This is a genomic window from Capnocytophaga sp. oral taxon 903 (assembly GCF_013394785.1).
Lineage (GTDB): Bacteria > Bacteroidota > Bacteroidia > Flavobacteriales > Flavobacteriaceae > Capnocytophaga > Capnocytophaga ochracea.
Map to the genome: position 1 here is coordinate 166,302 of NZ_JABXYW010000002.1, position 24,743 is coordinate 191,044.

At 39.6% G+C, this 24,743-nt stretch carries 13 protein-coding genes and 1 pseudogene; 10 read left to right on the top strand and 4 right to left on the bottom strand.

The genetic code is table 11. The annotated features are described in order from the left end of the window. Positions 1–48: 48 nt before the first annotated feature. Positions 49–1,842, bottom strand: a complete 1,794-nt coding sequence (gene argS / locus HW279_RS00820) for an arginine--tRNA ligase (protein ID WP_178957600.1) — start codon at positions 1,840–1,842, stop codon at positions 49–51. A 542-nt stretch (positions 1,843–2,384) separates the two neighbouring features. Between argS and gcvH the strand changes: the two genes are divergently transcribed. Genes gcvH through HW279_RS00835 form a run of 3 tightly spaced genes read left to right on the top strand, consistent with a single transcriptional unit; the run spans position 2,385 to position 3,881 of the window. Further along, entirely contained in the window at positions 2,385–2,765 is a 381-nt protein-coding gene (gcvH, locus tag HW279_RS00825) for a glycine cleavage system protein GcvH (protein ID WP_009418006.1), read from the top strand. Next, positions 2,758–3,105 carry a VanZ family protein gene (locus HW279_RS00830; protein WP_178957601.1) on the top strand — a complete coding sequence of 116 codons (348 nt, stop codon included), beginning with the start codon at positions 2,758–2,760 and terminating at the stop codon, positions 3,103–3,105. Before gcvH ends, HW279_RS00830 begins: the two co-directional genes overlap by 8 nt. Before the next feature lie 38 nt (positions 3,106–3,143). Next, positions 3,144–3,881, top strand: coding sequence for an energy transducer TonB (locus HW279_RS00835; RefSeq protein ID WP_178957602.1), 738 nt, complete (start codon positions 3,144–3,146; stop codon positions 3,879–3,881). A 413-nt stretch (positions 3,882–4,294) separates the two neighbouring features. On the opposite strand, the pseudogene HW279_RS00840 reads toward HW279_RS00835, so the two are convergent. The 3 genes and pseudogenes from HW279_RS00840 to HW279_RS00850 all read right to left on the bottom strand — a co-directional run bounded on the left by HW279_RS00840 (position 4,295) and on the right by HW279_RS00850 (position 8,661). After that, a pseudogene (locus HW279_RS00840) lies at positions 4,295–5,781 on the bottom strand (GH3 auxin-responsive promoter family protein). Between the two features lie 161 nt (positions 5,782–5,942). Continuing rightward, positions 5,943–7,520: a replicative DNA helicase gene (gene dnaB, locus HW279_RS00845; protein ID WP_178957603.1), complete on the bottom strand. Its 1,578-nt coding sequence runs from the start codon at positions 7,518–7,520 to the stop codon at positions 5,943–5,945. Positions 7,521–7,704: 184 nt separating this feature from the next. Beyond that, a complete protein-coding gene (locus HW279_RS00850; protein ID WP_002673067.1) occupies positions 7,705–8,661 on the bottom strand; it encodes an acetyl-CoA carboxylase carboxyltransferase subunit alpha in 957 nt (318 codons plus the stop codon). Positions 8,662–9,698: 1,037 nt separating this feature from the next. Here HW279_RS00850 and aspA point away from each other — a divergent pair. The 7 genes from aspA (at position 9,699) to HW279_RS00880 (ending at position 24,723) form a co-directional block, all read left to right on the top strand. Continuing rightward, complete coding sequence (gene aspA, locus HW279_RS00855; protein ID WP_178957604.1) at positions 9,699–11,090, top strand: aspartate ammonia-lyase; 1,392 nt, start codon at positions 9,699–9,701, stop codon at positions 11,088–11,090. Positions 11,091–11,190: 100 nt separating this feature from the next. Further along, the gene (locus tag HW279_RS00860; protein WP_178957605.1) at positions 11,191–11,871 is read left to right on the top strand and encodes a DUF4328 domain-containing protein; all 681 of its coding nucleotides are present in this window, start codon (positions 11,191–11,193) and stop codon (positions 11,869–11,871) included. Then, positions 11,868–15,857, top strand: coding sequence for a glycoside hydrolase family 2 TIM barrel-domain containing protein (locus HW279_RS00865; protein ID WP_178957606.1), 3,990 nt, complete (start codon positions 11,868–11,870; stop codon positions 15,855–15,857). The genes HW279_RS00860 and HW279_RS00865 overlap by 4 nt, the downstream gene beginning before the upstream one ends. Before the next feature lie 598 nt (positions 15,858–16,455). Next, on the top strand, positions 16,456–16,731 hold the full coding sequence (locus tag HW279_RS10930) for a carboxypeptidase-like regulatory domain-containing protein (RefSeq protein WP_002673073.1): 276 nt from the start codon (positions 16,456–16,458) through the stop codon (positions 16,729–16,731). After that, the gene (locus tag HW279_RS00870) at positions 16,728–19,559 is read left to right on the top strand and encodes a SusC/RagA family TonB-linked outer membrane protein (RefSeq protein ID WP_255495748.1); all 2,832 of its coding nucleotides are present in this window, start codon (positions 16,728–16,730) and stop codon (positions 19,557–19,559) included. Before HW279_RS10930 ends, HW279_RS00870 begins: the two co-directional genes overlap by 4 nt. A 29-nt stretch (positions 19,560–19,588) precedes the next feature. Then, the gene (locus HW279_RS00875; RefSeq protein WP_178957607.1) at positions 19,589–21,376 is read left to right on the top strand and encodes a RagB/SusD family nutrient uptake outer membrane protein; all 1,788 of its coding nucleotides are present in this window, start codon (positions 19,589–19,591) and stop codon (positions 21,374–21,376) included. A 182-nt stretch (positions 21,377–21,558) separates the two neighbouring features. After that, positions 21,559–24,723, top strand: coding sequence for a SusC/RagA family TonB-linked outer membrane protein (locus tag HW279_RS00880; protein WP_178957608.1), 3,165 nt, complete (start codon positions 21,559–21,561; stop codon positions 24,721–24,723). Positions 24,724–24,743 lie beyond the last annotated feature (20 nt).

Here is a 24,743-nt window from a genome sequence, read left to right on the forward strand (position 1 = left end):
AATTTTTTGAATACTTTTTTTATAACTTTTTTATACTACTATTATAACCTACATTCTCTCAGGAACTTGTATGCCCAGCATTTTAAACGACTCTGCTATAATTTCTCCTATTTTCTTGCTCAACATTACCCTAAAATCACGCTTGCTCTCCTCTTCCTCTCCCAAAATCGATACATTTTGGTAAAACGAATTAAAGTCTTTTACCAAATCATACACATAATTGGCAATAATAGCAGGACTATAACTATCAGCCGCATCTTGTACAACCGATGGAAATAGGGTGATGCTCTTTAACAAAGCCTTCTCCTTTTCGTGTAAACCATTAACTTTCTCTATCGCTGCTTCATTCCTACCTCCCATTTCAGTATACTTGCGCATAATCGACTGGATACGAGCGTAAGTGTATTGTATAAACGGACCTGTATTTCCTTGAAAATCGATAGACTCTTTAGGGTCAAACAAAATGCGCTTCTTGGGGTCTACTTTTAATATATAGTATTTTAAGGCTCCCAAACCTATGGTATGATACAAGGCTTCTTTCTGCGCTTCGGTATAACCGTCGAGTTTACCGAGTTCTTGTGAAATCTCTTTGGCAGTTTGCTCCATTTCAGCAATAAGGTCATCGGCATCTACTACGGTGCCCTCGCGACTTTTCATCTTGCCACTGGGCAAATCTACCATACCATAGCTCAGGTGATACAAGTGTGATGCCCAATCGTAACCCAACTTTTTCAGGATAAGAAAAAGCACTTTGAAGTGATAATCTTGCTCGTTACCTACCGTGTACACCATTCCTTTTACGTCAGGATAGTCCTTCACACGCTGAGTAGCAGTCCCCATATCTTGGGTCATATAAACCGACGTACCATCAGCACGAAGCACCAACTTCTCATCTAAGCCATCGGCGGTAAGGTCACACCAAACTGAACCATCTTCTTTCTTGAAGAACACACCTTGCTCCAAACCGCGTTCCACAATGTCTTTCCCTAATAAATAGGTATTACTCTCATAGTAATACGAATCGAAATCAACACCTAAATTCTTATAAGTAACGGCAAAACCATCGTATACCCAGCCATTCATCTGTTTCCAAAGTTTTATTACTTCGGGGTTACCTGCTTCCCATTGGCGAAGCATCTCTTGGGCTGCCACAAATATAGGAGCTTGTTTTTCCGCTTCTTCTTTGGTCTTCCCTTGTTCTACTAATTGCTGTATTTCAGCTTTGTACGCCTTATCAAACGCCACATAGTAATTCCCTACTAATTTATCACCCTTTAACCCTGTATTTTCAGGAGTCTCACCATTGCCAAAACGTTGCCACGCCACCATCGATTTGCAAATGTGTATCCCCCTATCGTTGATGATTTGGGTTTTATACACCTTATGTCCAGCTGCTTTTAAGATTTCAGCTACCGAATACCCTAAGAGGTTGTTGCGGATATGCCCTAAGTGCAACGGTTTATTAGTATTAGGCGATGAGTATTCCACCAAAATAGCCTCTTTGCTATTAGGCGTTGCCAAACCAAACTGAGGATTATTCTTCACTTCTTTTAAAAAGTCGATGTAGTAACTATCAGCAATTACAAGATTTAAAAAACCTTTAATCACATTGAAGTCAGTTACCAAATCACCTGCTTTTTCTTTTAAGTAACCTCCTATTTGCTCACCTATCTGCACAGGATTACCTTTGATATGGCGCAACAGCGGAAACACCACAAGGGTAACATCGCCCACAAACTCTTTTTTAGTCTGTTGCAATTCAACGCTTTCTAAGCTCACACCATACAGTTTTTGTACAGCTTGTAATATATGTTGTTTAAGAGTATCGTTTAAGTTCAACATTTGCAAATTCTTTCTTTTGAGAGGGCAAAGGTACAAATAATTTAATATATAAAAACATTTTGCTTTCAGTTTTATTCCCAGCACCCACCTTCTTATCCTCAGCTTTTCCTCACTTTATCCCCCTCCTCCTTTTAGTCATCTATCACTATTAACCCACTGTAGACCCACTGTAGACCCACTGTAGACCCACTGTAGACCCACTGTAGACCCACTGTAGACCCACTGTAGACCCACTGTAGACCCACTGTAGACCCACTGTAGACCCACTGTAGACCCACTGTAGACCCACTGTAGACCCACTGTAGACCCACTCATTGTTCGATTATCCTATAAGCTTTGTATAATCCTCTCCCAAATTAACCATTAACCATTAATCATTCGCCATTAATCATTAACCACTCGTTTAGCACGCACCTAATCTACTAATTTACCGACCATTATCCCACAACTCAAATAAAATGTTAAAATTTTTCTAATAAAAATTTGGTAGTTACAAAAAAAGAGAGTACCTTTGGCTCGCTTTTTAAGACATTTATAGGGCAATGAACTTTCCATCCGATTTAAAATACACTAAAGAACACATATGGGTGCGCATCGAAGGTGATATAGCCACAGCAGGCATTACCGATTTTGCACAACACCAATTAGGCGACATTGTGTATGTGGAAGTAGAAACCATAGGCGACACCCTTAATGAAGATGAAGTATTTGGCAGTATCGAAGCCGTAAAAACAGTATCCGATTTATTTATGCCCCTCACGGGCGAAGTAATCGCTTTTAATGAACCGTTAAACCAAAAACCTGAGAAAGTAAATACCGACCCATATGGTAAAGGGTGGATAATACAACTGAAAATAAGCGATATTACCCAGTTAGATAATCTACTCTCAGCCGAAGCGTATAAAACCCTAATAAATGCTTAAAAAACACAAATACACTTTGTTATGGGGTATATGGACGATAGCTATTATCACTCTAAGTCTTATCTCATCCAGCGAAATGCCCAAAGCACCTCGCATTCCCTATTTAGACAAAGTCGCTCATTTCAGCTTTTATTTCGGTTACACGGCACTGTTTATATTAGCATTTAGAAGTAAATTATGGGCAGTAATCACCGCCTTATTTTTAGGCGCAACAATGGAAATACTACAAGGCTTACTCACCACTACTCGCTCTGCCGACAGTATTGATATGCTATTCAATACATTTGGCACAGTTGTTGCTCTACTGTTTATGAGAAAGTATGAAAAGCTTTTCAGATAAAAAGTATATATTTAATAACCTTTTAAAAGAAAATCATTATGCAACCTAAAAAAAATCCGAAAGCCGATTTGGCAAAAAGTAGCGGATTGTTCTTTGCCATAGGATTCGCTCTTGTATCAGCCCTTACCTTATGGGGGTTCGAAGCAAAAGTGTATGACAAAAGCGTTCAAGACAACCGTACGTCAGATGTGGATAAGGCTCTTGACGAAAATCAAGAGAACTTCACAATGGAGACCCCTCCTGAAACTCCACCACCTCCACCACCTCCAGCTCCTACAGTGGTAGAAGAAGTAAAAGTAGTGGAAAACGATACTAAAATCGAAGAACAAGTAATCGGTACTACTGAAACTACTAAAAATGAGCAAATAGCCAAAGTAGAAGAAATTAAACAAACTGTAGTAGAAGAAGCTCCTGATGTAGATGTACCTTTTACTATTATCGAAGATAAACCTATGTTCGAAGCTTGTAAAAACGTTCCTAAAGATCAACAAATGAAATGTTTTCAAGAAAACTTGAACAAACACGTAGTAAAGAACTTTAGCTATCCACAAGCAGCTGCCGAAATGGGTATTCAAGGAAAAGTATTTGTAAACTTCCGCATCAATACCGATGGTACTATTACCGTTTTAGGAGTGCGTGGTCCCGATAAAGTTTTGGAAGAAGATGCTAAGAAACTTATTATGAAACTTCCTAGACTTATCCCTGGTAAACAACGCGGTAAACCTACACCGGTTACCTTTGCTTACCCTATCAACTACAAATTACAAAATAACTAAAAAACAAAAGCCAATAGTAGTTTACTATTGGCTTTTTTATTTAACGTCAGTTCGATATATACAATACTGATTTACAGCTGTGTTTACATTGTAATCTGTGAAATCTAATAGCGAAGCTAGTCATCTGTGGATTTTTGTTCCATAATATTAAAATCTATTTGTGTCTAAATCCGTGCAATCTGTGTAATCTGTGCGAGACTTTCAGGCAACTTGTTGCCTATTTGTTTGATTTGTATAGATTTGTAAGATTTCTGTAGCGTAAGCTACACTTTTCTTACGTCGAACTCACATTATTTAATAATTCTACATTATTGTTAAGCAAAAATGATTTACATTTGTTTGTAGAGTCAAAGTCTTCAATAACTGATATGTAAGGCAATTCACGCTTCTTAAGGTGGTAATCAGTCTTAATCTTAACTTTTCACTAATCGCTCTACAACGCTTCTATCATTCGCCAATCGTTGTATTTTGTTCTGTCCGCCGAGCTTTCCTTGCGACTTCATATAAGAGGCAAAACCGCCTTCGGGAACTTCGGTAACTTTGAGCGGTTGGAGTACTTTACCTTGTATGAGGTCGTAGTAGTACATATTCTGTTTTTGTAGAGCCTCATCTATCACTTGGGCAAAGCGTTTCATATCAGTAGGTTTCTGCTCAAATTCTACAAACCATTCGTGATAAGGCAATTCACCCCCTACCGGATTTACCTGAGGAGCGACCGTAAATTCTGTGATACGCGCTCCCGTAGCCTCTAAGCCCTCACGCATTGCCTCTTCCACTTCTTTACCAATCACGTGTTCGCCAAAAGCCGAAATAAAATGCTTAATGCGCCCCGTAACTACTATACGGTAAGGCGCAAGCGAAGTAAACTGCACCGTGTCGCCTATATTGTAGCCCCAAAGTCCGGCATTGGTAGATATAATGAGCGCATAATTTACCCCCAATTGTACGTCCTGCAAAGCCACTCGTTTGGGAGCATCACTGAAGAAAGTATCAGCTTCTACGAACTCGTAGAAAATACCCGAATTAAGCAGTAAGAGCATTCCTTTCTCCGTCTGACTATCTTGATAGGCAAAGAATCCCTCGCTGGCGGGATAGAGTTCTATGCTATCCACTTTGCGACCAATGAGATGCTCAAATTGTTGGCGATAAGGCTCGTAGTTCACCCCTCCATAAATAAACAGATTAAAGTTAGGAAACAGTTTTCCTATCTTGATACCTGAGCGCGTGTACAATCGCTCGAAGTACATCAGCACCCAAGAAGGTATCCCGCTGATAAGGGTCATATTTTCAGAAAAAGTTTCAGTAACAATGGCTTCTACTTTGCTTTCCCAATCTTCTATACAGTTAGTTTTGTACGAAGGCATACGATTGCGCTGCAAATAAGCAGGCACATAGTGTGCTACTATGCCCGAAAGTCGCCCTGTTTTGATGCCGTGTTTTTCGCCTAAAATAGGACTCCCTTGCAAGAAAATCATCTTTCCTTCTACAAAATCGGCTTTTTTAGTCTCGTGTATATAACATAAAATCGCATCACGTGCTGCCTGAATATGGAAGGGCATCGAGTCTTTGGTAATAGGGATATACTTCGCCCCGCTGGTAGTCCCTGAAGTCTTGGCAAAATAGAGTGGTTTACCTTTCCATAACACATCTTTTTCACCCTCCACTACCCTATCAATGTAAGGGCGCAAGGCTTCATAATCTCGTATAGGTACGCGAGCCACAAAATCTTCATACGTTTGGATTTCCTCAAAATGATGGTCACGCCCAAAAGCCGTATTTTTGGCTTGTTCTATAAGCGACTGGAATACTTTTTGTTGTGTGTCTATTGGAGCTTTAGCCCAGCGGTCTATCTTTTTTTAACGATAGAGGCAAATATTTTGGATATATATGATTTAATCATAATGAAGTCTGTTTGACTCCGCAAAGATACTACTTTTTTTAATTTGCAATACAATGAGTATTAATTTTATAACAAAGCCATTCCTCTCTTCGCATCATTTTATGCTATTGAGAAGAATGGCAAAAAAGTTTCTTGGATATTCACACTCTCCAAGAGTATTTTTAGTAAGGTATATCGTCTTCGGTTGAAGCTGTTGAAGGTGCGCCAAAAGCCTGCTCCGGATTCGCAGTAGGCACAGTTTCAAAAGCTACATTTTCATTCATCTTCGAAACAAATTCTTGTGTCCCCATAGGCAAATAGCCTCCACTGTTGTATTCCTCTAAGTTAGCAAACCTTCCCAAATGTCCTTCAAACTTCAATCGGATACTATCCAAACCTCCATTGCGGTGTTTAGCCACAATAAATTCAGCTTGTCCAGCGGTAGGTGTTCCTGATTCGTCGTCCCATTCTGTAATTTTATAGTATTCAGGACGGTAGATAAACGATACAATATCGGCATCTTGCTCAATCGCTCCTGATTCACGTAAGTCCGATAACTGCGGACGCTTTTGCTGTCCAGGACGTGATTCCACATTACGCGAAAGCTGTGAAAGCGCTATTACGGGTATGTTCAACTCCTTAGCGAGAGCTTTTAAGTTACGAGAAATTGTAGAAATCTCTTGCTCGCGGTTGCCCACTCCTTTGCTACCTCCTGCCGTCATCAACTGTAAGTAATCAATAATAATTAGCTGAATGCCGTGCTGTGTAGAGAGTCGGCGCGCTTTAGCTCGGAGGTCAAAAATTGATATAGAAGGCGTATCATCTATAAAAAGAGGAGCCTTTTCTAGGTCTTTCACCTTAGTATTTAGCACGTACCACTCGTGCTCTTCCAACTTCCCTGTACGCAATTTCTCTGACGACAGACCTGTTTCTGAGGAAATCAAACGCGTAATAAGCTGTACCGACGACATTTCCAACGAGAAAAACGCTACAGGTATCCCCTGCCCTACTGCTATATTTCTTGCCATAGAAAGCGTGAGGGCTGTTTTCCCCATACCTGGGCGTGCCGCTACGATAATAAGGTCGCTCGCTTGCCAACCTGAGGTGAGTTGGTCGAGTTTGGTAAAGCCCGAAGGTACTCCACTAAACCCATCAGTTTTATTAGAGAGGTCTTGTATTTTCTTGAGTGCTTTTATCACCAAATCTCCCGCTACTTCACTGGAACGCTTTAAGTTACCTTGTGTTACTTCATAGAGTTTCTGCTCAGCACTGTCCAACGAATCAAACACATCGCGAGTATCGTCGTAAGCGTCTTCTATAATTTCCGAAGAAATTTCAATGAGCTTGCGCTTGATGAACTTCTGTAAAATAATACGCGCGTGAAATTCCACGTTAGCAGATGATGATACTCGTTGGGTGAGATTAATAAGGTAAAACTCTCCTCCCACCGCCTCCAAATTACCATTTTTGCGAAGTTGTTCTGCCACCGTAAGCAGGTCGATAGCTTCCGATTCGTTGAAAAGTTCAAAGATAGCTTGATAGATAAGTTGATGTTGCTTTTTATAAAAAACTTCAGGGTTGAGTATGTCTATCACATCATCAACGCCTTTCTTGTCAATGAGCATAGCTCCCAAGATAGCTTCTTCAAGATTGAGGTCTTGTGGAGGGAGCTTTCCTCGCTCTAAACTCACTTGTGTTCGAGAGAATGGTTGTATTGCAGGAACAATTTCTGGTACTGATGTGTTTTCTGTTTCGTTCATACGGCAAAGATACGAAATAGTTTAATTTGGGGAAGATGATTTTACCCACAAACACTGTTAATAGTCTGTTGATAACTTCTGAAAAGTTTTCTTTACTCTTCTATTTAGCAACCGTTTACTATCTTCACTTTATAAAAAAGGCGCTTAAATAGCGCCTTTATAAGTTGTTGATATTATCATTTTCTTACTTCTCACTGAACACTCCCATCGCGAGGTACTTGTTCATTCGTTTTTCAACCAATTTATCGGTGGGAAGCTTCTTCAAATCCTTATAAGTGTCCAATATCACTTTGCGAACAGTAGCAAACATCATTTCGCGATCGCGATGTGCCCCCCCGAGTGGTTCTTTAATAATCTCATCTATCAGTTTTAACTTCTTCATATCAGGAGCGGTGAGTTTTAGTGCTTCAGCAGCTTCTTTTTTGTACTCCCAGCTACGCCATAATATAGAGGAACAAGACTCTGGCGATATTACCGAATACCAAGTATTTTCAAGCATATACACTTTATCACCTACACCGATACCTAGCGCTCCTCCCGAAGCTCCTTCGCCTATGATAAACACTATTACAGGCACTTTCAAACGTGACATCTCCAAGATATTGCGAGCAATAGCTTCTCCTTGTCCGCGTTCTTCAGCTTCAATACCAGGGAAAGCTCCTGGCGTATCTACAAAACTCACTATAGGAATGTTAAACTTTTCAGCTTGTTTCATCAATCGCAAGGCTTTGCGATACCCTTCGGGGTTTGCCATACCAAAATTGCGATATTGTCGCATCTTAGTATTTACTCCTTTTTGCTGACCAATGAACAAAAAACTCTGGTCATCTATCTTTCCAAAACCTCCTATCATCGCCTTATCGTCTTTCACTGTACGGTCGCCGTGAAGTTCCAAAAAAGTGTTTCCTGCAAGTGAGTTGATATAGTCAAGAGTATAAGGTCTCTCCAAGTGACGAGAGATTTGCACTCGTTGCCACGCCGTAAGATTACCATAAACTTCCTTCTTTACTTGGTTGAGTTTCTTTTCTATCTTCTTGCAAGCATCAGTCATATCCACATCACTTTCATTACCGATGACCTGACACTTTTCCATCTGTTCTTCAAGCTCTTTAATAGGTTGTTCAAAATCTAAATATTCCATAAACTAAGCGTTATTTGATTTTTTAGAATGCAAAGATATAAAATAATTTTGAATTACGAACTAATATTTTTTGTTTATAAGCTTATCTCCCTTTTTTTGTCCGGCAATTCTCCCAAGCAATTAAATGATTATCAACGTTTGTTCAATATAACTCCAACCCATTTGCTAATTTAATCTCCCGTCTCTTCTATCCCACCCATCTTACCTCGTCCCTATCGTCCTCATTTGCTAATTTCCAAATTTGCTAATTCTCTAATTTCTCAATCTGCCTATCCACTTTCCGTCATAACCCTATTGCCTATGCCCTAAGACCTCACACCTCCCCATTTTACTAATTTTCTAATTTGCTAATTCTCTAATTTTTCTTCCCTTTTTCCGTCGCTACATTCCCTCTTTTCCGTCGCTACATTCCCCCTCTCCTTGGGAGAGGGCAGGGGGTGAGGATTCCTTTTCTTTCGTCTCGAAACCCCGTTTTTAGCATTTTTAGCACTGTTGTATTGTGTTATGAATCAACCACTTATATACCCTTTCTATACCAATCGTCCAAGATTCGTATAAGCTTCCTATAAGCTCTCTATAAGCTACCCCCACCCTTCTCACAGCCTTTTTACACCAATTTTTCTCTCAACCCTCTTCCGATTTCCTTCATTTTCTTCCGATACCTCCTTAGTGTCTCTGTTTCCTCTTCAACCCTCCCCGAAAACTGAGAGTTTTTCGGAGTTTTTTCGACAATTCCCAAATGTCTGACTCGTCCGGTCTGTCCTACAAGTTCGACCTGCCAAATAACTATTTTCATCTCTTTCATTTACTAATTTGCTAATTTCTAAATTTACTAATCTACCAATTTTTGTTTAATTTCTAAGACATAACCTCACTCCTTTAAATCGAAGTTACGTTGTCTTAAAAAATATTTTTCTTTTTTCTTTTCTATTAAAAAAAACTTCCGTACTTTTACCGAAATTTTTTAAACCAATACAATCTCATTATATAACGTAAGTATCATATATAAAGTTACTAAAAATATAAAATTTAAAATTATGACAAAATTTAGAATAGAATCCGACCTTATCGGCGACTTGCAAGTGCCCGCCGATGCTTACTATGGCGTACAAACACAACGCGCCATCGAAAACTTCCGCATTACAGGAACTAAAATGGGTGATTACCCTGAATTTGTGAAAGCTATTGGTTATGTAAAACTCGCCGCAGCTCAAACAAACCACGCTTTGGGATTACTCCCCGACGAACTGCTCAAACCTATTTCTGAGGCTTGCAAAGAAGTAATCGAAGGGAAGTTTAACCATCAGTTCCTCGTAGATATGATTCAAGGAGGGGCTGGTACTTCGGTGAATATGAACGCTAATGAAGTAATAGCCAATCGCGCCTTGGAAATTATGGGGTATCCTCGCGGTGATTACCAACACTGCTCTCCTAACGACCACGTGAATCAATCACAATCTACAAACGACGCTTACCCTACTACTGTAAAGTTAGCTGTTATCAAGATGAACGAAACGCTCATCAAGCGCCTATCATTGCTCATTGAGGCTTTTCGTAAGAAAGGTAAAGAGTTCGCTGATGTAATAAAAATGGGTCGTACCCAGTTGCAAGATGCTGTACCTATGACGCTTGGTCAAGAATTTGAAGCTTTTGCAGCCAACCTCGAAGAAGAAATCGCTCGCTTGCAAAGCAACGCCAAGCTCTTCTTAGAAATCAATATGGGAGGTACCGCCATTGGTACAGGACTCAACGCTCCTAAGGGATATGCAAAACTATGTGCCGAAAACTTAGCTAAACTCACAGGCGAAGCCTTCGTTACTGCTTCTAACTTGGTGGAAGCTACTCCTGATACCGGTTCATATGTAATTTATTCCTCTGCGCTAAAACGTATGGCAGTAAAACTCTCTAAGATTTGTAACGACTTGCGTTTGCTCTCCTCAGGACCTCGTGCAGGACTCAACGAAATCAACCTTCCTGCTATGCAACCTGGTTCGTCTATTATGCCCGGGAAAGTAAACCCTGTTATCCCCGAAGTAGTGAACCAAGTATGCTTCAAAGTAATTGGTAATGACCTTACTGTTACCTTCGCCGCTGAGGCAGGTCAGTTGCAACTCAACGTAATGGAACCCGTGCTCTGCCAGTGCATTATCGAGTCTATCGTATTCTTAGAACGCGCTATCGACACCTTGCGCACCAAGTGTATCGAAGGTATTACCGCCAATCGCGAAGTATGCCTCAATATGGTAAAACACAGTATCGGTATCGTTACAGCGCTCAACCCACATATAGGGTATAAGAACAGCACCAAGATAGCCAAAGAAGCCCTTGAAACAGGTAAGTCAGTGTACAATTTAGTATTAGAACACGGCTTGCTTTCTAAGGATAAGCTCGATGAGATTTTAGACCCCAAAAATATGTTGGGCGTTTAATAATTTATAAATTTAGAGATTTCAATATTCAACAAGAAAAGGCGTAACCTTTTTTAATATCAACTTCCAGTTACGCCTTTTCTTATAAAAACCAACAAAAATGTTAAGAGATAATACTACCCGTGCTAAGAATGCCATAATAATGTTGTGGATATCCTTTGCTTTTTTATTCATATTTCTGATTTCAGATATTTTTGAACTATATGTTATTAGAGAGTTCCTTGTAGGTGAAATAGATGACGAATTGTTTGCAAGAGCTGAACTGAGTGATGTTTTCTCAGGTATAGTAGGTATTTTGTGGCTTGTGATATTCATTATAATGAGTATTCTTTTTTTGATGTGGTTCAGGCGCGCTTATTACAACTTGCACCAACTGAAAAATAACCTCTCATATACCGATGGTTGGGCAGTAGGGAGTTGGTTCATTCCTTTTGCTAACTGGGTACTCCCATATCGCATAATGAAAGAAATATACGATAGTACTCGCAATCTTTTCATACAAAGAGGAGACATACAACCCAAACTACCTACTAATTTTGTAACCATTTGGTGGACGTTTTCAATTATTTCTTCTGTAGTAAATTACTTTGTTTTTAGAGCCTCTATGCTTGATGACCCTACTATCGAGATGTCATATACAACTTCAATTATAAATGTGATTGGTACCCTTTTGTTAATCATTTCCTTTTTTTTATGTATCAAAGTCGTAAAAGATTACGCCAAGGTAGAGCCCTTATTATCCAATCTTCAAAAAGTCGAAACTAATACTAATAATTTATGAAACACTATTTTAGAACAGTAAGTACCCTGCTAAGTTTACTACTCTCTCCTTATTTATTAGCCCAACACAAGCCTTTGGGTGGTTTTGCTTATGGCACTCTCTCAGCCCCTACAGGTAAAGAATGGGAGTCAGTAGAGGAACTCTCGCTTAACAAAGAGTACCCTCGTGCTTATTTCTTCTCGTTTAAAGATGAAAAGACGGCTACCCAAGTATTGCCTGAACATTCTCCCTATTGGAAATCTCTCAATGGACAATGGCAATTCCACTGGTGCAAAACTCCCGAAGAGCGTCCCAAAGATTTCTATAAACCCGATTTCGACGCTTCTGCTTGGGAGACGATTCCTGTGCCTTCCAATTGGAATATCTACGGTATACAGAAAAACGGTACGCTCAAATATGGAGTGCCTATCTATGTAAACCAACCTGTGATTTTCTATCACGAGCGCAAGGTAGACGATTGGCGTAAAGGAGTTATGCGCACCCCTCCTAAAACGTGGACAACCTATGAGTACCGCAATGAGGTGGGCTCTTATATCCGCGATTTTGAAGTACCTACCGATTGGGACAGTCGCGAAATCTTCATCGATTTCGATGGAGTAGACTCTTTCTTCTACCTCTGGATTAATGGGCAATATGTAGGCTTTTCTAAAAACTCACGCAATGTGGCTTCTTTTGATATTACCAAATATCTACACAAAGGCAAGAATAAAGTAGCCGTAGAAGTATACCGCAATTCCGATGGTTCTTTTCTCGAATCACAAGATATGTTCCGCCTACCTGGTATATTCAGAACAGTAGCCTTGCGCAGTACTCCTAAGGTGCAAATCTTTAACCTCAACATTCTTACAGATACCCAAAACCTTACCGATTGGCAGTTAAAAGTCAATGCCGAAGTGCGCAACCTCAGCCCAAAAGCAGTCAAAGATTATCAAGTGCGCTATAACGTATACGAAGTCTCATTGTATAAAGACGACGTTACCTCCACTGCTACCAAAGGAAGCATTCCTCTAAAAACAGTAGCCTCTAACGCTATCGATAAGGTGAGCGGTACAATAGTCGTAAAGAATCCTAAACTATGGTCGGCTGAGGAGCCTCATCGTTATGTGCTCGTAGCTCAACTTTTGGATAAAAAAGGTAAGGTGGTAGAAACAGTATCGTCTTACTTTGGTTTTAGAAAAGTAGAAATCAAAGATACTAAGGCTGAAGACGATGCTTTTGGAAAGGCAGGAAGGTATTATTATCTCAATGGTAAGACTATCAAATTTAAAGGCGTAAACCGTCACGAAAGTCACCCCGCACAAGGGCACGTGCTCACACATCAACAAATGGAAGAAGAGGTGATGATGATGAAGCGAGCCAATATCAACCACGTGCGCAACTCTCACTATCCACCCGACCCTTATTTCTTCTACCTCTGCGATAAGTATGGTATTTATTTAGAAAACGAAGCTAATATAGAGTCTCACGAGTATTACTACGGCAAAGAATCTCTTTCTCACCCTAAAGAATGGGAAAAGGCTCACACAGCCCGCGTAACCGAAATGGTAGAGGCTACCTATAATTCGCCTGCCATTGTGATATGGTCACTTGGTAATGAAGCAGGCCCTGGTCAAAACTTTGTAACGGCTTATAATCACCTCAAAACACTCGATACTTCTCGCCCTGTACAATACGAGCGCAATAACGACATCGTAGATATGGGATCTAACCAGTACCCTTCCGTAGCGTGGGTACAGGGTGCTGCTACAGGTAAGTACGACATCAAATATCCGTTTCACATCTCGGAATACGCGCATTCTATGGGCAATGCAGTAGGGAATCTCGCCGATTATTGGGAGGCTATCGAAAGTTCCAACTTTCTATGCGGAGGTGCTATCTGGGATTGGGTAGACCAAGCGATGTACAACTATACCAAAGACGGCATTCGCTATCAAGCCTATGGAGGTGATTTTGGAGACTTCCCTAACGATGGTCAGTTTGTGATGAACGGCATTATCTTTGCCGATAGAACAGTGAAACCACAGTACTACGAAGTGCAGAAAGTGTATCAGAATATAGGCGTGAAAAAACTCAATAGTTTTACTTTTGAAATTTTCAATAAAGGCTATTTTACTGATCTTTCAAACTATGAGGGTATATGGAAACTCTATAAGAACGGTGTGCTTGTAGAAGAGCGTCCTTTTGAAGTGCCTTCTATGATGCCACAGCAAAAATCAAGTGTGACCATTACCCCTGTAACCTTAGATAGCAATGAAGAATATTACAGTATTGTAGAATTCCGCCTTAAAGCAGATACCCCTTGGGCTAAAAAAGGATTTGTGCAAGCTCGCGAACAATTCTTAATGCAACCTGCTACCCAAAAGCCTTCTCTTTCCTCTGTAGCCAAAGGAGAAAAGCTCACCCTTAGCAAAGACAAAAAGACCATTACCGGAAAAGACTTTTCAGTAACTTTTGATTTCGATAAAGGTACGATAGGCACACTCCGCTATGGTGAGCATACTATTATTGCCAACAGCGACCTAAGTCTCAACGCTTTTCGCGCCTTCACCAATAACGACAACTGGATATACGAACAATGGTTTGAAAAAGGATTGCATAACCTGCATCATAAAGTCATTGCTTCCTCAGTGAAACCTAATAAAGAAGGTGGTTATACCTTCTATTTCACGGTGGAATCACAAGCTCCTAATGCAGCTAAAATAACAGGGGGTGCGAGCTCAGGGCGCAATAAGATAGAGGAACTTACCCACCAGAAGTTTGGTGCAAACGACTTTAAGTTCACTACCAACCAAATTTTCACCGTCTATCCCGATGGCTCTATCGAACTACAAGCCAGCGTTGTGTCTAACGATGCCTCTTTGGTATTGCCAGAATTGGGCTATTTACTCAAACTGCCTAAACAATACGAGAATTTCACCTATTACGGTCGCGGTAAACAAGATAATTATCCCGACCGCAAATCGGGGGCTTTTGTAGGTCTCTACAGCGGTAAGGTAGCCGATGAATTTGTGCCTTTCCCTAAACCACAAGATATGGGACAACACCAAGAAACCCGCTGGGCAGCTCTTACCAACGCTCAGGGCGCCGGCGCAGTGTTTGTAGGCGCAGAGCCGCTATCAGTAGCAGCTTTGCCTTATAAAGCTATCGATATGACTTTGGCAGGACACCCCTACCAATTACCAGAACCTGATGGCGTGTACTTGCAACTGAACATAGGCAACACAGGTTTGGGCGGACATAGTTGCGGTCCTCGTCCGTTGTTGCGTGACCGTTTGTTAGCAACCCCTCATAATTTCGGTTTCATCATTCGTCCAGCCAAAGAAGATTTGCAAACAATAACCAATGTAAGTGCAAGCGGTGAGCAACCTCTTTCTATTACTCGTAGCAAAGTAGGGAAAGTATCTATCAGTACAGCCAATGCCCTTGCAACTATCTATTACAGTATCAATAATAGCAAAGCACAGAAATACACCCTTCCTTTCGATTTGCCTAACGGAGGTACTGTAAAAGCGTGGTTTGCAGGTAATGAAACTCAAAAGTACACCCTTACTTTCGGTAAAGCCGAAAGCACGGCAATGGAAGTAATTTTTGCCAGCAGTGAAGAAGCAGGCGTAGGTGACGCCAAACATTTAGTAGATGGCGACCCCAATACCATTTGGCACTCCGCCTATTCAGTTACTGTAGCTAAACACCCACATTGGGTAGATTTTGATATGGGCAAGGTAGTTAATGTAAAAGGCTTTAGCTTTACCCAGCGCACTGATAGCTGGAGCGGAAAGGTAAAAGATTACCAAATACAACTGAGCAACGACGGTAAGAACTGGGGCGAACCGGTGAAAGTAGGAGCTTTTAAAGATGTGAGTAGCGCCCAACAAGTGTTACTCGACAAAGTTACAAAAGCACGCTATGTGCGTTTCACCGCCCTAAGTGATTTCTATGGCGAAGATTTCGCCACAGGTGCCGAGTTTATGGTGATATTAGAATAGAAATTTAATTTGTTGTCATTGTAAGTTAAATTAAATTTAATTGAGGGGAGGCTGGCTCTTAAAGAGCCAGCCTCTTCTGTTATTCGTTATTCACCATTCATTAATACTTCCCTTTTCTTTCGCCTCGAAACCCCGTTTTTAACATTTTTAGCGTTGTTGTATTATATTATGAGTCAATCACTTATATACCTCTTCTATACCAATCGTCCATCATTCGTTCATCATTCCTATATCCTTTCTATATCCTAACCCCACCCATCTCATAGCCTTTTTTCATCAAAAACCCTCTCTCCCCTCTTCCGAACTCCTCCGTTTCCTTCCGAATTCTCCAACCTATCCGATTTGTCCGACAAGTCTCACCTATCAATAAACAATTTTTATCACTACTCATTTACTAATTTTCTAATTCTCTCATTTTCTCATTTCTGGTATTATCGGCATTTTTGGTATTTCTGGTATTATTATTATTTTCTTATTTTTCCTTATATATTTTACATCGTAATAAAAAATAATTAAAAAGTTACGAAAATATTTGCTTTATATTCCTTTTTATTAATATATTTGCACCATTAAATAACCAATAAAAAGTTTTGGAAGTATGAAACGAAAAATCTTCTTATTGCTAATAGCTCTATGGAGTACTACCTCTCTGCTATGGGCACAAAACAAACAAATTTCCGGTACTGTTACCGATGAGAAAGGCACTCCTCTTCCCGGAGTGAGTGTGCAAATCAAATCAACTACCCGTGGGGTAGCTACTGATTTTGATGGTAAATATAGCATTGAAGCCTCTCAAGGCAACGTGCTATTGTTCAGTTCTATGGGCTATGCCTCCCAAGAAAAAACCATTGGCAAGGGGGGGGTAATAGCTTGATTATCAACGTTCAACTGAAAGAAGACACCCAAGAACTGGGTGAAGTAGTAGTCGTAGGCTATGGTACCCAAAAGAAAGAAAACCTTACGGGAGCCGTAGCTACAGTAGACACTAAGAAATTAGCAACTCGCCCTTCCTCAAACATTGCTAAAGCATTACAAGGAACGGTAGCAGGGGTAACCATTATCTCTCGTCCTGGAGGTACCACTCTTAACATTCGTGGGCGCGGTAACTTAGGTAATTCCGATCCTCTTTATATTGTAGATGGGATAGAGGTAACCACTAATTTTTTCAATTCTATAGACCCTAATAGTATTGAAAGTATCTCTTTCTTAAAAGATGCTTCATCAGCAGCTATCTATGGCGCAAAAGCTGCTTATGGGGTTGTATTGGTTACTACCAAATCAGCAAGATCAGGAGTGATGCAAATTAGCTACGATGGGTCTACAAGTATGCAAATGCCTACTTACTTGCCTGATATGGTAAATTCAGCTGAATATGCTGAGATGTTTACCAAAGCAGAACGCAATTCAGGAATAGCCGAAGCAAACCTCACTTTCACCCCTGAAATGATACAAAAGTATCGTGATGGCTCCGACCCCGACCGTTATCCCAATACCAATTGGTTCAACTTAATTCTAAGAAAAAGAGCTTTCTTAAACAAACATAATGTACAGTTTTCAGGAGGTTCTGATAAGTTTAAGTACATATTAGGTACAGGTTTTCTTCGAGAAGAAGGTATTACAAGAGGAGAATCAACTAATCGGTATAACATCAACTCCAAAACTTCTTCTGAAATTAAAAAATGGCTCACAATCACCTCTAATTTAAATCTTATTTACACCAAATACGATCTCCCTAACGGGGGTGCAACAATGATTGAGTCTCTTCGTACTCCTCCTACTCAAGTAGCCAAACATTCTAATGGTGAATGGGGGTCTGTACGCAATGGTCGTACAACAACAGGGGAAGAAGCTTCCTTAAACCCTTTGCGTATGTGGGCTGAAAACGGACGAAAAAACTCTACTACTCGTCGTATATTAGGCTCTGTCTCTGCTGAAATATGCCCTATAAACGATTTAAAAATAACCAATCTCTTCAGTTATAATTATTTCGATTACCAATATTTCAATTTTACAAATAAGCGTAAAGGAGTCCCTAATTTTCTAAATCCTGCCGCAGGCATTATTCCTGCTTCTGGTTCTGATGTAAACCAAATGGAATTAGATTGGCAATATTCCGATAAATTTACCTATAATGGTTGGTTAAACTACGATACTGTGTTCAATGAAAAGCATTCAGTAAGTATAATGCTTGGAACACAAGCTGACATATATAATTATCGCCGTTTAACTGTAGGTCGAAAAAACTTTGCAAGTAACAGTATGAACGATTTTACAGGAGGTTCATCAAAAGAGTCTGACCAACTTAAAACCAACGGACAAGAAAATACTAATTTTTATGAAGAAGAAAGTATCAATTCTTATTTTGGTAGGATAGGTTACACTTACGACCAAAGATACCTTTTCGAAGCCAATTTCCGTGCCGATGCCTCTTCTCGTTTCGCTAAAGGCGGTCGTTGGGGTTACTTCCCTTCTTTCTCCGTAGGTTGGCGTATAGACCAAGAAAAATTTATGGAAAACATCTCTTGGATTAATGGGCTTAAACTGCGTGCCAATTGGGGGAAGAATGGTAATATAAAAAATGTAGGTCTGTACGATACTTATTCTACATACGAAAATACAGGTACTGTAGTAATAGGAGGTGAAAGTAAAACAGTGCTTACCGAAGGGCGTATTGGTAACCCAAATCTTACTTGGGAAACTACAACCACTACTGACTTAGGTCTTGATGTAAATATTGCCAAAGGACTTTTCGGTCTCACCTTTGATTACTACAACCGTTTGACTGATGGTATTTTAGTTCGTGCTAATGACATAATGGAAGAAACAGGATTGTCAAAAAATCAAATCCCTGCACGTAATGTAGGAAAAGTACGCAACAAAGGTGTAGAATTTGTAGTTTCACACCGAAAAGAGTTTGGAGATTTCTCTTATAATATTGCTGTCAATGCCACTTATAACAAAAATATCATTGAAGACTTAGGAGATAAAGTAGATGAATTACCCCCTGATAGTTACTGGATATTCCGCAGAGGTGGCTCAGTAGGTGATTTCTATATGTATCAAGTAAATGGTATCTATACTCCTGAAGATATTAAAAAAGGAAGATTTATACCTCTTGGTGACCAAAAACCTGAAGAAGGTATGTTGCGTTATGTAGATATCAATGGTGATGGTGTTATTAATGATAAAGACCGTACAGTAGTAGCTAATGATGTCCCAAAATGTACTTATGGTATTAACTTAGATTTGAATTATAAAAACTTTTCTCTTTCCATAATGGGACAAGGAGTAACTGATGTGAAGGTATATATGGATAATGAAGCTTCACAGGCTTTCTTTAATTACTCAGTACCAAGAAAATGGCAAACTAATAACTGGAGCCCCGATAATCAAGACACTTCTTATGTTAAGCTGTTTTCTCCCTCCGACAAACGCTATGAATATAACAACAAAATGTCATCTTATTGGTTATTTGATGCTTCTTATTTTAGAATCAAAAATATAACTCTTAGTTATACTTTACCTGATGAGGTACAAAAGCTATTAGGGGTAACCAATGCTCGTGTATATCTTTCGGGAGATAACCTATTTACTTTTAGAGGCGATAAACGTATGAAAGATTTCGACCCCGAAGTAGCCAGCGGTCGCGGTTATTCAATAGGTATGAAATCTTATACTGCAGGTTTATCTTTTTCTTTCTAACCTTATCATAACTATTAAATTTAAAAACAATGAAAAATATCATACAAAAATCATTCATTGTACTTGCATTATTAGGTGCAATGGGTTGTGGTGACGATTTTTTCGATAAATCACCTCAAGGCTCTATAGACTCTTCTAAGATAAATGCTGAGCTTTTTGTACAATTACGTAACAATATCTATCGTCAGATACCCGATGGATATGGCGAAATATTTTTAGATGGATATGCTGATAATGGATATTCACGTAATGCTTGGGACAGCAATGGGTCTGCTGTACAAAACAATACCTTAGATGGAGGATTAAATTTTGGATATGCAGGTTACTTCCAAAGTATACGTGCGTGTAACCAAGTAATAAAAAAAGCTGACGATTATCCAGAGATTCCCGTTAATGATAGAGAAAAATACAAAGCTGAAGCTCGCGTAATGCGTGCTTGGCTATATGGAATAGCATCTCTCTATTTTGGTGATATAGCCCTTTCAACAGACGTTAGTAATGATTTTCCCGATGGGCTTCCTCGTAATCCTGCCTCTGAAGTTAGGACTTGGGTACTCAAAGAGTTAGACGAAGCCATTGCTATATTGCCACAAACCAATGATAAGGGCTATTTTAACAAGGCTATGGCAACCGCTATTAAAGCACGTATGGCTTATTACTTTGGTAAATATGACCAAGCCGAAGTGGCTGCCCGCTATGTAATTGACAACGGTGGATATCGCTTGCATCAAGTAGCCTCTCTTTCTGCTGATATGATAAAAGACGGTGAATACTTTAAAAAGTTTGTTGACTTCTCTGCTTATGGTATTAATGAAGATACTTTTATCAAAGGACTTTTTAATTACCAAGATATTTGGAAAGCTGATAATAGTCCGGAAACTATAATAGCCAAAGAATACATCGCCAATCCACAAAATAATAGTTGGGTACGTGTAACTTGCTTGCTCACTCCTAATCTCGTAGAAAAACAAGCGTGGGCTACTATTGTACCTACTCAAGAATTAGTAGATGCTTATTGGACAACCGATGGTAAAACCAAGCCCACTCTCTCTACTATGGATCAACGCATTAAAGACTATAAAGCATTGGCTGATGAGATTAAAGGAATTGAAAATACCAATAAGAAAACTTTTAATGAAGCAGTAAACAGTATAGAAAATTCTTTACCTAATAAAGCCTATCTAAGTCAGTTTAAGAATAGGGATAGTCGTTTATATGCTTCTATTATTTTTCCATATTCAGCGGTAAACAAATATCGTCCTAATGAATATCAACACTATGTACCCGAAGTAAATAATTATGGTGAAAGTGGCTACGCTTTCAGAAAAATGAGTGGTGCTGATGATGTTATTCCTATATCAGGGGGTGCTTATTATGGAACAGGAGTTGATTTCCCTGTAATTCGCTTAGCCGAAATGTTACTTATTTACGCCGAAGCTCATACCCAAAATACGGGTTATGATGGTACAGTAGTTACTGAGCTCAACAAATTGCGCACTCGTGCAGGTATGCCCGAAGTACCTACCGGTCTTTCTAAAAATGATGCTCTCGACTTTATTCGTAAAGAACGCCGTATAGAGTTGGCTGGTGAGGGCTTGCGCTTTTTCGACATTCGTTTGTATGAAGACGATACTCGCAACGGAGGCTTTAAAGGCACTGAAGCGGCAAGTGTAGTAATGAGAGGACAAATAAAAGATGTTGTAGGGAAATTAGGTGCTGAGAAAATATGGGCACCTCGCTTAATGTATATGCCCCTCCCCACTACTGCTTTAGACAAAAACAAAAACGCTGGTATGAAACAAAACCCAGGATATTAATCAGATTCTAATAACACAAAAAGGCTATCTTGAAAAATTATTTTCTTAGGATAGCCTTTTATTATTGAATTGTTAAACTTTTAACAAAATATTTTAATAAAAAGTTACGAAAATATTTGCTTTATATTCTTTTTTATTAGTATATTTGCACCATTAAATAACCAATAAAAAGTTTTGGAAGTATGAAACGAAAAATCTTCTTATTGCTAATAGCTCTATGGAGTACTACCTCTCTGCTATGGGCACAAAACAAACAAATTTCCGGTACTGTTACCGATGAGAAAGGCACTCCTCTTCCCGGAGTGAGTGTGCAAATCAAATCAACTACCCGTGGGGTAGCTACTGATTTCGATGGTAAATATAGCATTGAAGCCTCTCCAGGCAACGTGCTATTGTTCAGTTTTATGGGCTATGCCTCCCAAGAAAAAACCGTTGGTAAGGGGGGGGGTAATAGCTTGATTATCAATGTAAAACTAAAAGAAGACACCCAAGAATTGGGTGAAGTAGTAGTCGTAGGTTATGGTTCTCAAAAGAAAGAAAACCTTACGGGAGCTATCGCTACTGTCGATGCTAAGGTATTAGAAAGTCGCCCTCTTACTACTATCGGACAAGGGTTGCAAGGTGTTATCCCTAACCTCAACATCACTACTAGCAACGGTCGTCCTGGTTCTGGTTCTTCTTTCAATATCCGCGGGTATACTTCTCTCAACGGTGGTTCTCCATTAGTACTTGTCGATGGCGTTCAGATGGACCCTAACCAAATCAATCCTAACGATGTAGAGAACGTTACTGTGTTAAAAGATGCCGCTTCAGCAGCTATATATGGAGGTCGTGCTGCATTTGGGGTAGTTTTGATTACCACCAAAAAAGGTAAGAAAGAAACCCCTATGCAAATAAACATCTCCTCCGACTACTCTATTACACGTCCTACTCGTTTGCCTGACTTGGTAAATTCAGTAGAATACTTGCAAATGTATATGGAAGCTGACCGTACTGGTCGTGCTACCGGCAGTGGAGTTGGTTCACAAAACTTCACTGATACTGACCTTCAAAAAGCGAAAGAGTACTTAGCCAATCCTACGCCTGCCAATTCAGTATATATCGACCCTAACGATGCTCGAAAATACCGATATGTAGGTAATACCAACTGGATAAAAGAAATGTATCCTGGTTGGGCTTCTCAAACTCAGAATAATATATCACTTTCAGGAGGTACAAATAAAACTACTTATTTGGCTTCAGTGGGTATGTTTTCTGAAGATGGCTTGTTCAAAAAAGCCAAACAAAAATTTGAACGCTATAACATTACGCTAAACATCAATACCGATATTACAAAGTGGTTATCTCTCCATTTGAAATCAACAGTCAATCACAAAGATAACGACCAGCCTGCTAATGTAGGTCGTGGATTTTCAGCTGAGCGTTTCGCTACCGATGTGAAACCGTTAATGCCTGTATATCACCCTGACGGACACTTCTCTGGACAAGGTAACTTTACGAATCCTCTTGCTGTAATTGCTACTGGCGCACGTGATACTTATAAATCAGATGATATATGGATAACCTCTGGTTTCACTCTCACCCCTATAAAAAACATTAAAATAGTTGGTGATTACACTTGGAATCCTTATCATATGAATAGCAAAAATAACGTAAAGATGTTCAAAGAATACGGTGCCCCCACTGATGGTACTAGTATTTATGACCCCGATAAGGCTACTGATTTGGGTTATTACCCTCATAACAACCCTGCTACTGTGTATGAAGCTAATAGCCACGACCTCTATAAGGCTGCTAATATTTATGCACAATACGAAAATACTTTTGCTGAAAAACACTACTTTAAAGCAATGGTAGGTTATAACCAAGAGTCTAAACATAATGAATCTTTCAGTGTACAAGTGAAAAACTTAGTGAATCAAGACTATCCTTTCCTCAAACTTAATAATGATGATAAACCGAGTGTAGGTAGTGGTATTTCTGATTGGGCACTGATAGGATCTTTCTTTCGCTTAAACTATGTATACAATCAAAAATACTTAGTAGAAGTAAATGGTAGATATGATGGTTCTTCACGTTTCAGTCGTGAAAATCGCTATGTATTTAGTCCATCAGCTTCTTTAGGTTGGCGTATCGCCAAAGAGAAGTTCTTTGAGCCTATTAACAGTGTAGTGAGTGATTTGAAATTCCGTGTCTCATACGGTAAATTGCCTAACCAACAAGTGAATGCTCTTTATCCTTATTTACCTACTATGCCTTATGGTAACCAAACAGGTTATATCTTCGGTACCCAACAGTTGCCTTATGTATCAGCTCCTGGTTTAGTAAGCAATAATTTTACTTGGGAAGAAGTAGCTACTCGTAACTTTGGTGTTGACTTTGGCTTCTTGAACAATCGCTTAACTGGTTCTTTTGATTACTACATCCGCAACACTACGGGTATGCTTGTAAATGGATTAGCACTACCTGCTGTTTTAGGCGTAGGGGCTCCACAACGCAATGCTGCGGACCTTGAAACCAAAGGATTTGAACTCACTCTCGGATGGCGTGATGCTATAGGTGAAGATTTTAAATACGGTGTATCGTTTAATTTAGCGGATAGTCGATCTTTCATTACTAAATACGATTTGAACCCTACAGGTAGCTTAGGAGATTACTACGTAGGTAGAGAAATAGGTGAAATTTGGGGATATACTACAGAAGGTCTCTATCAAACTGATGAAGATGCTGCTAAACTTGACAAAACCAAATTAGCAGGCTATAAGTGGTTGGCAGGAGATGTGAAGTATAAAGACCTAAACGGCGATGGAAAAATCGACTACGGTAAAAACACTTTAGATGACCACGGCGACTTATCAGTTATTGGTAATAACCAAGCGCGCTATACCTTTGGTTTGAACTTAAATACCGAATATAAAGGCTTTGATTTTACTGTTTTCTTCCAGGGAGTTGGCAAACGCGATTATATGTTAAACGATGTGTATTTCTGGGGATTTAGTAATGCCGACGAATGGTCTGTACCTGCAACTAACCAATTAGACCACTGGACACCCGAAAACCCTAACGCTTACTACCCACGTTTGCGCTTCGGTGGTTGGGGAAATACACGAACTCAAACTCGCTATATGCAAGATGCTTCTTACATACGTCTAAAACAAATAACCTTAGGTTACACCTTGCCTAAAGAAGTTTTAACTAATATAGGTTTGCAAAACTTGCGTTTGTTCATCACAGGGCAAAACCTCTGCGAATGGACAAAACTCATCAAATCATACGACCCTGAGCTACTTAGTCAAAATTATCCTATCAACCGTGTAATTACGATTGGAGTTCAAGCTCGTTTCTAATTGATAATTTAAATAGTAAT

Coding starts and splice junctions, on each gene's coding strand:
- gcvH (WP_009418006.1), top strand. CDS start 2,385: ATGAACTTTCCATCCGATTTAAAATACACTAAAGAACACATATGGGTG.
- HW279_RS00860 (WP_178957605.1), top strand. CDS start 11,191: ATGTTAAGAGATAATACTACCCGTGCTAAGAATGCCATAATAATGTTG.
- dnaB (WP_178957603.1), bottom strand. CDS start 7,520: ATGAACGAAACAGAAAACACATCAGTACCAGAAATTGTTCCTGCAATA.
- HW279_RS00880 (WP_178957608.1), top strand. CDS start 21,559: ATGAAACGAAAAATCTTCTTATTGCTAATAGCTCTATGGAGTACTACC.
- HW279_RS00830 (WP_178957601.1), top strand. CDS start 2,758: ATGCTTAAAAAACACAAATACACTTTGTTATGGGGTATATGGACGATA.
- HW279_RS00875 (WP_178957607.1), top strand. CDS start 19,589: ATGAAAAATATCATACAAAAATCATTCATTGTACTTGCATTATTAGGT.
- argS (WP_178957600.1), bottom strand. CDS start 1,842: ATGTTGAACTTAAACGATACTCTTAAACAACATATATTACAAGCTGTA.
- HW279_RS00865 (WP_178957606.1), top strand. CDS start 11,868: ATGAAACACTATTTTAGAACAGTAAGTACCCTGCTAAGTTTACTACTC.
- aspA (WP_178957604.1), top strand. CDS start 9,699: ATGACAAAATTTAGAATAGAATCCGACCTTATCGGCGACTTGCAAGTG.
- HW279_RS00835 (WP_178957602.1), top strand. CDS start 3,144: ATGCAACCTAAAAAAAATCCGAAAGCCGATTTGGCAAAAAGTAGCGGA.
- HW279_RS00850 (WP_002673067.1), bottom strand. CDS start 8,661: ATGGAATATTTAGATTTTGAACAACCTATTAAAGAGCTTGAAGAACAG.
- HW279_RS10930 (WP_002673073.1), top strand. CDS start 16,456: ATGAAACGAAAAATCTTCTTATTGCTAATAGCTCTATGGAGTACTACC.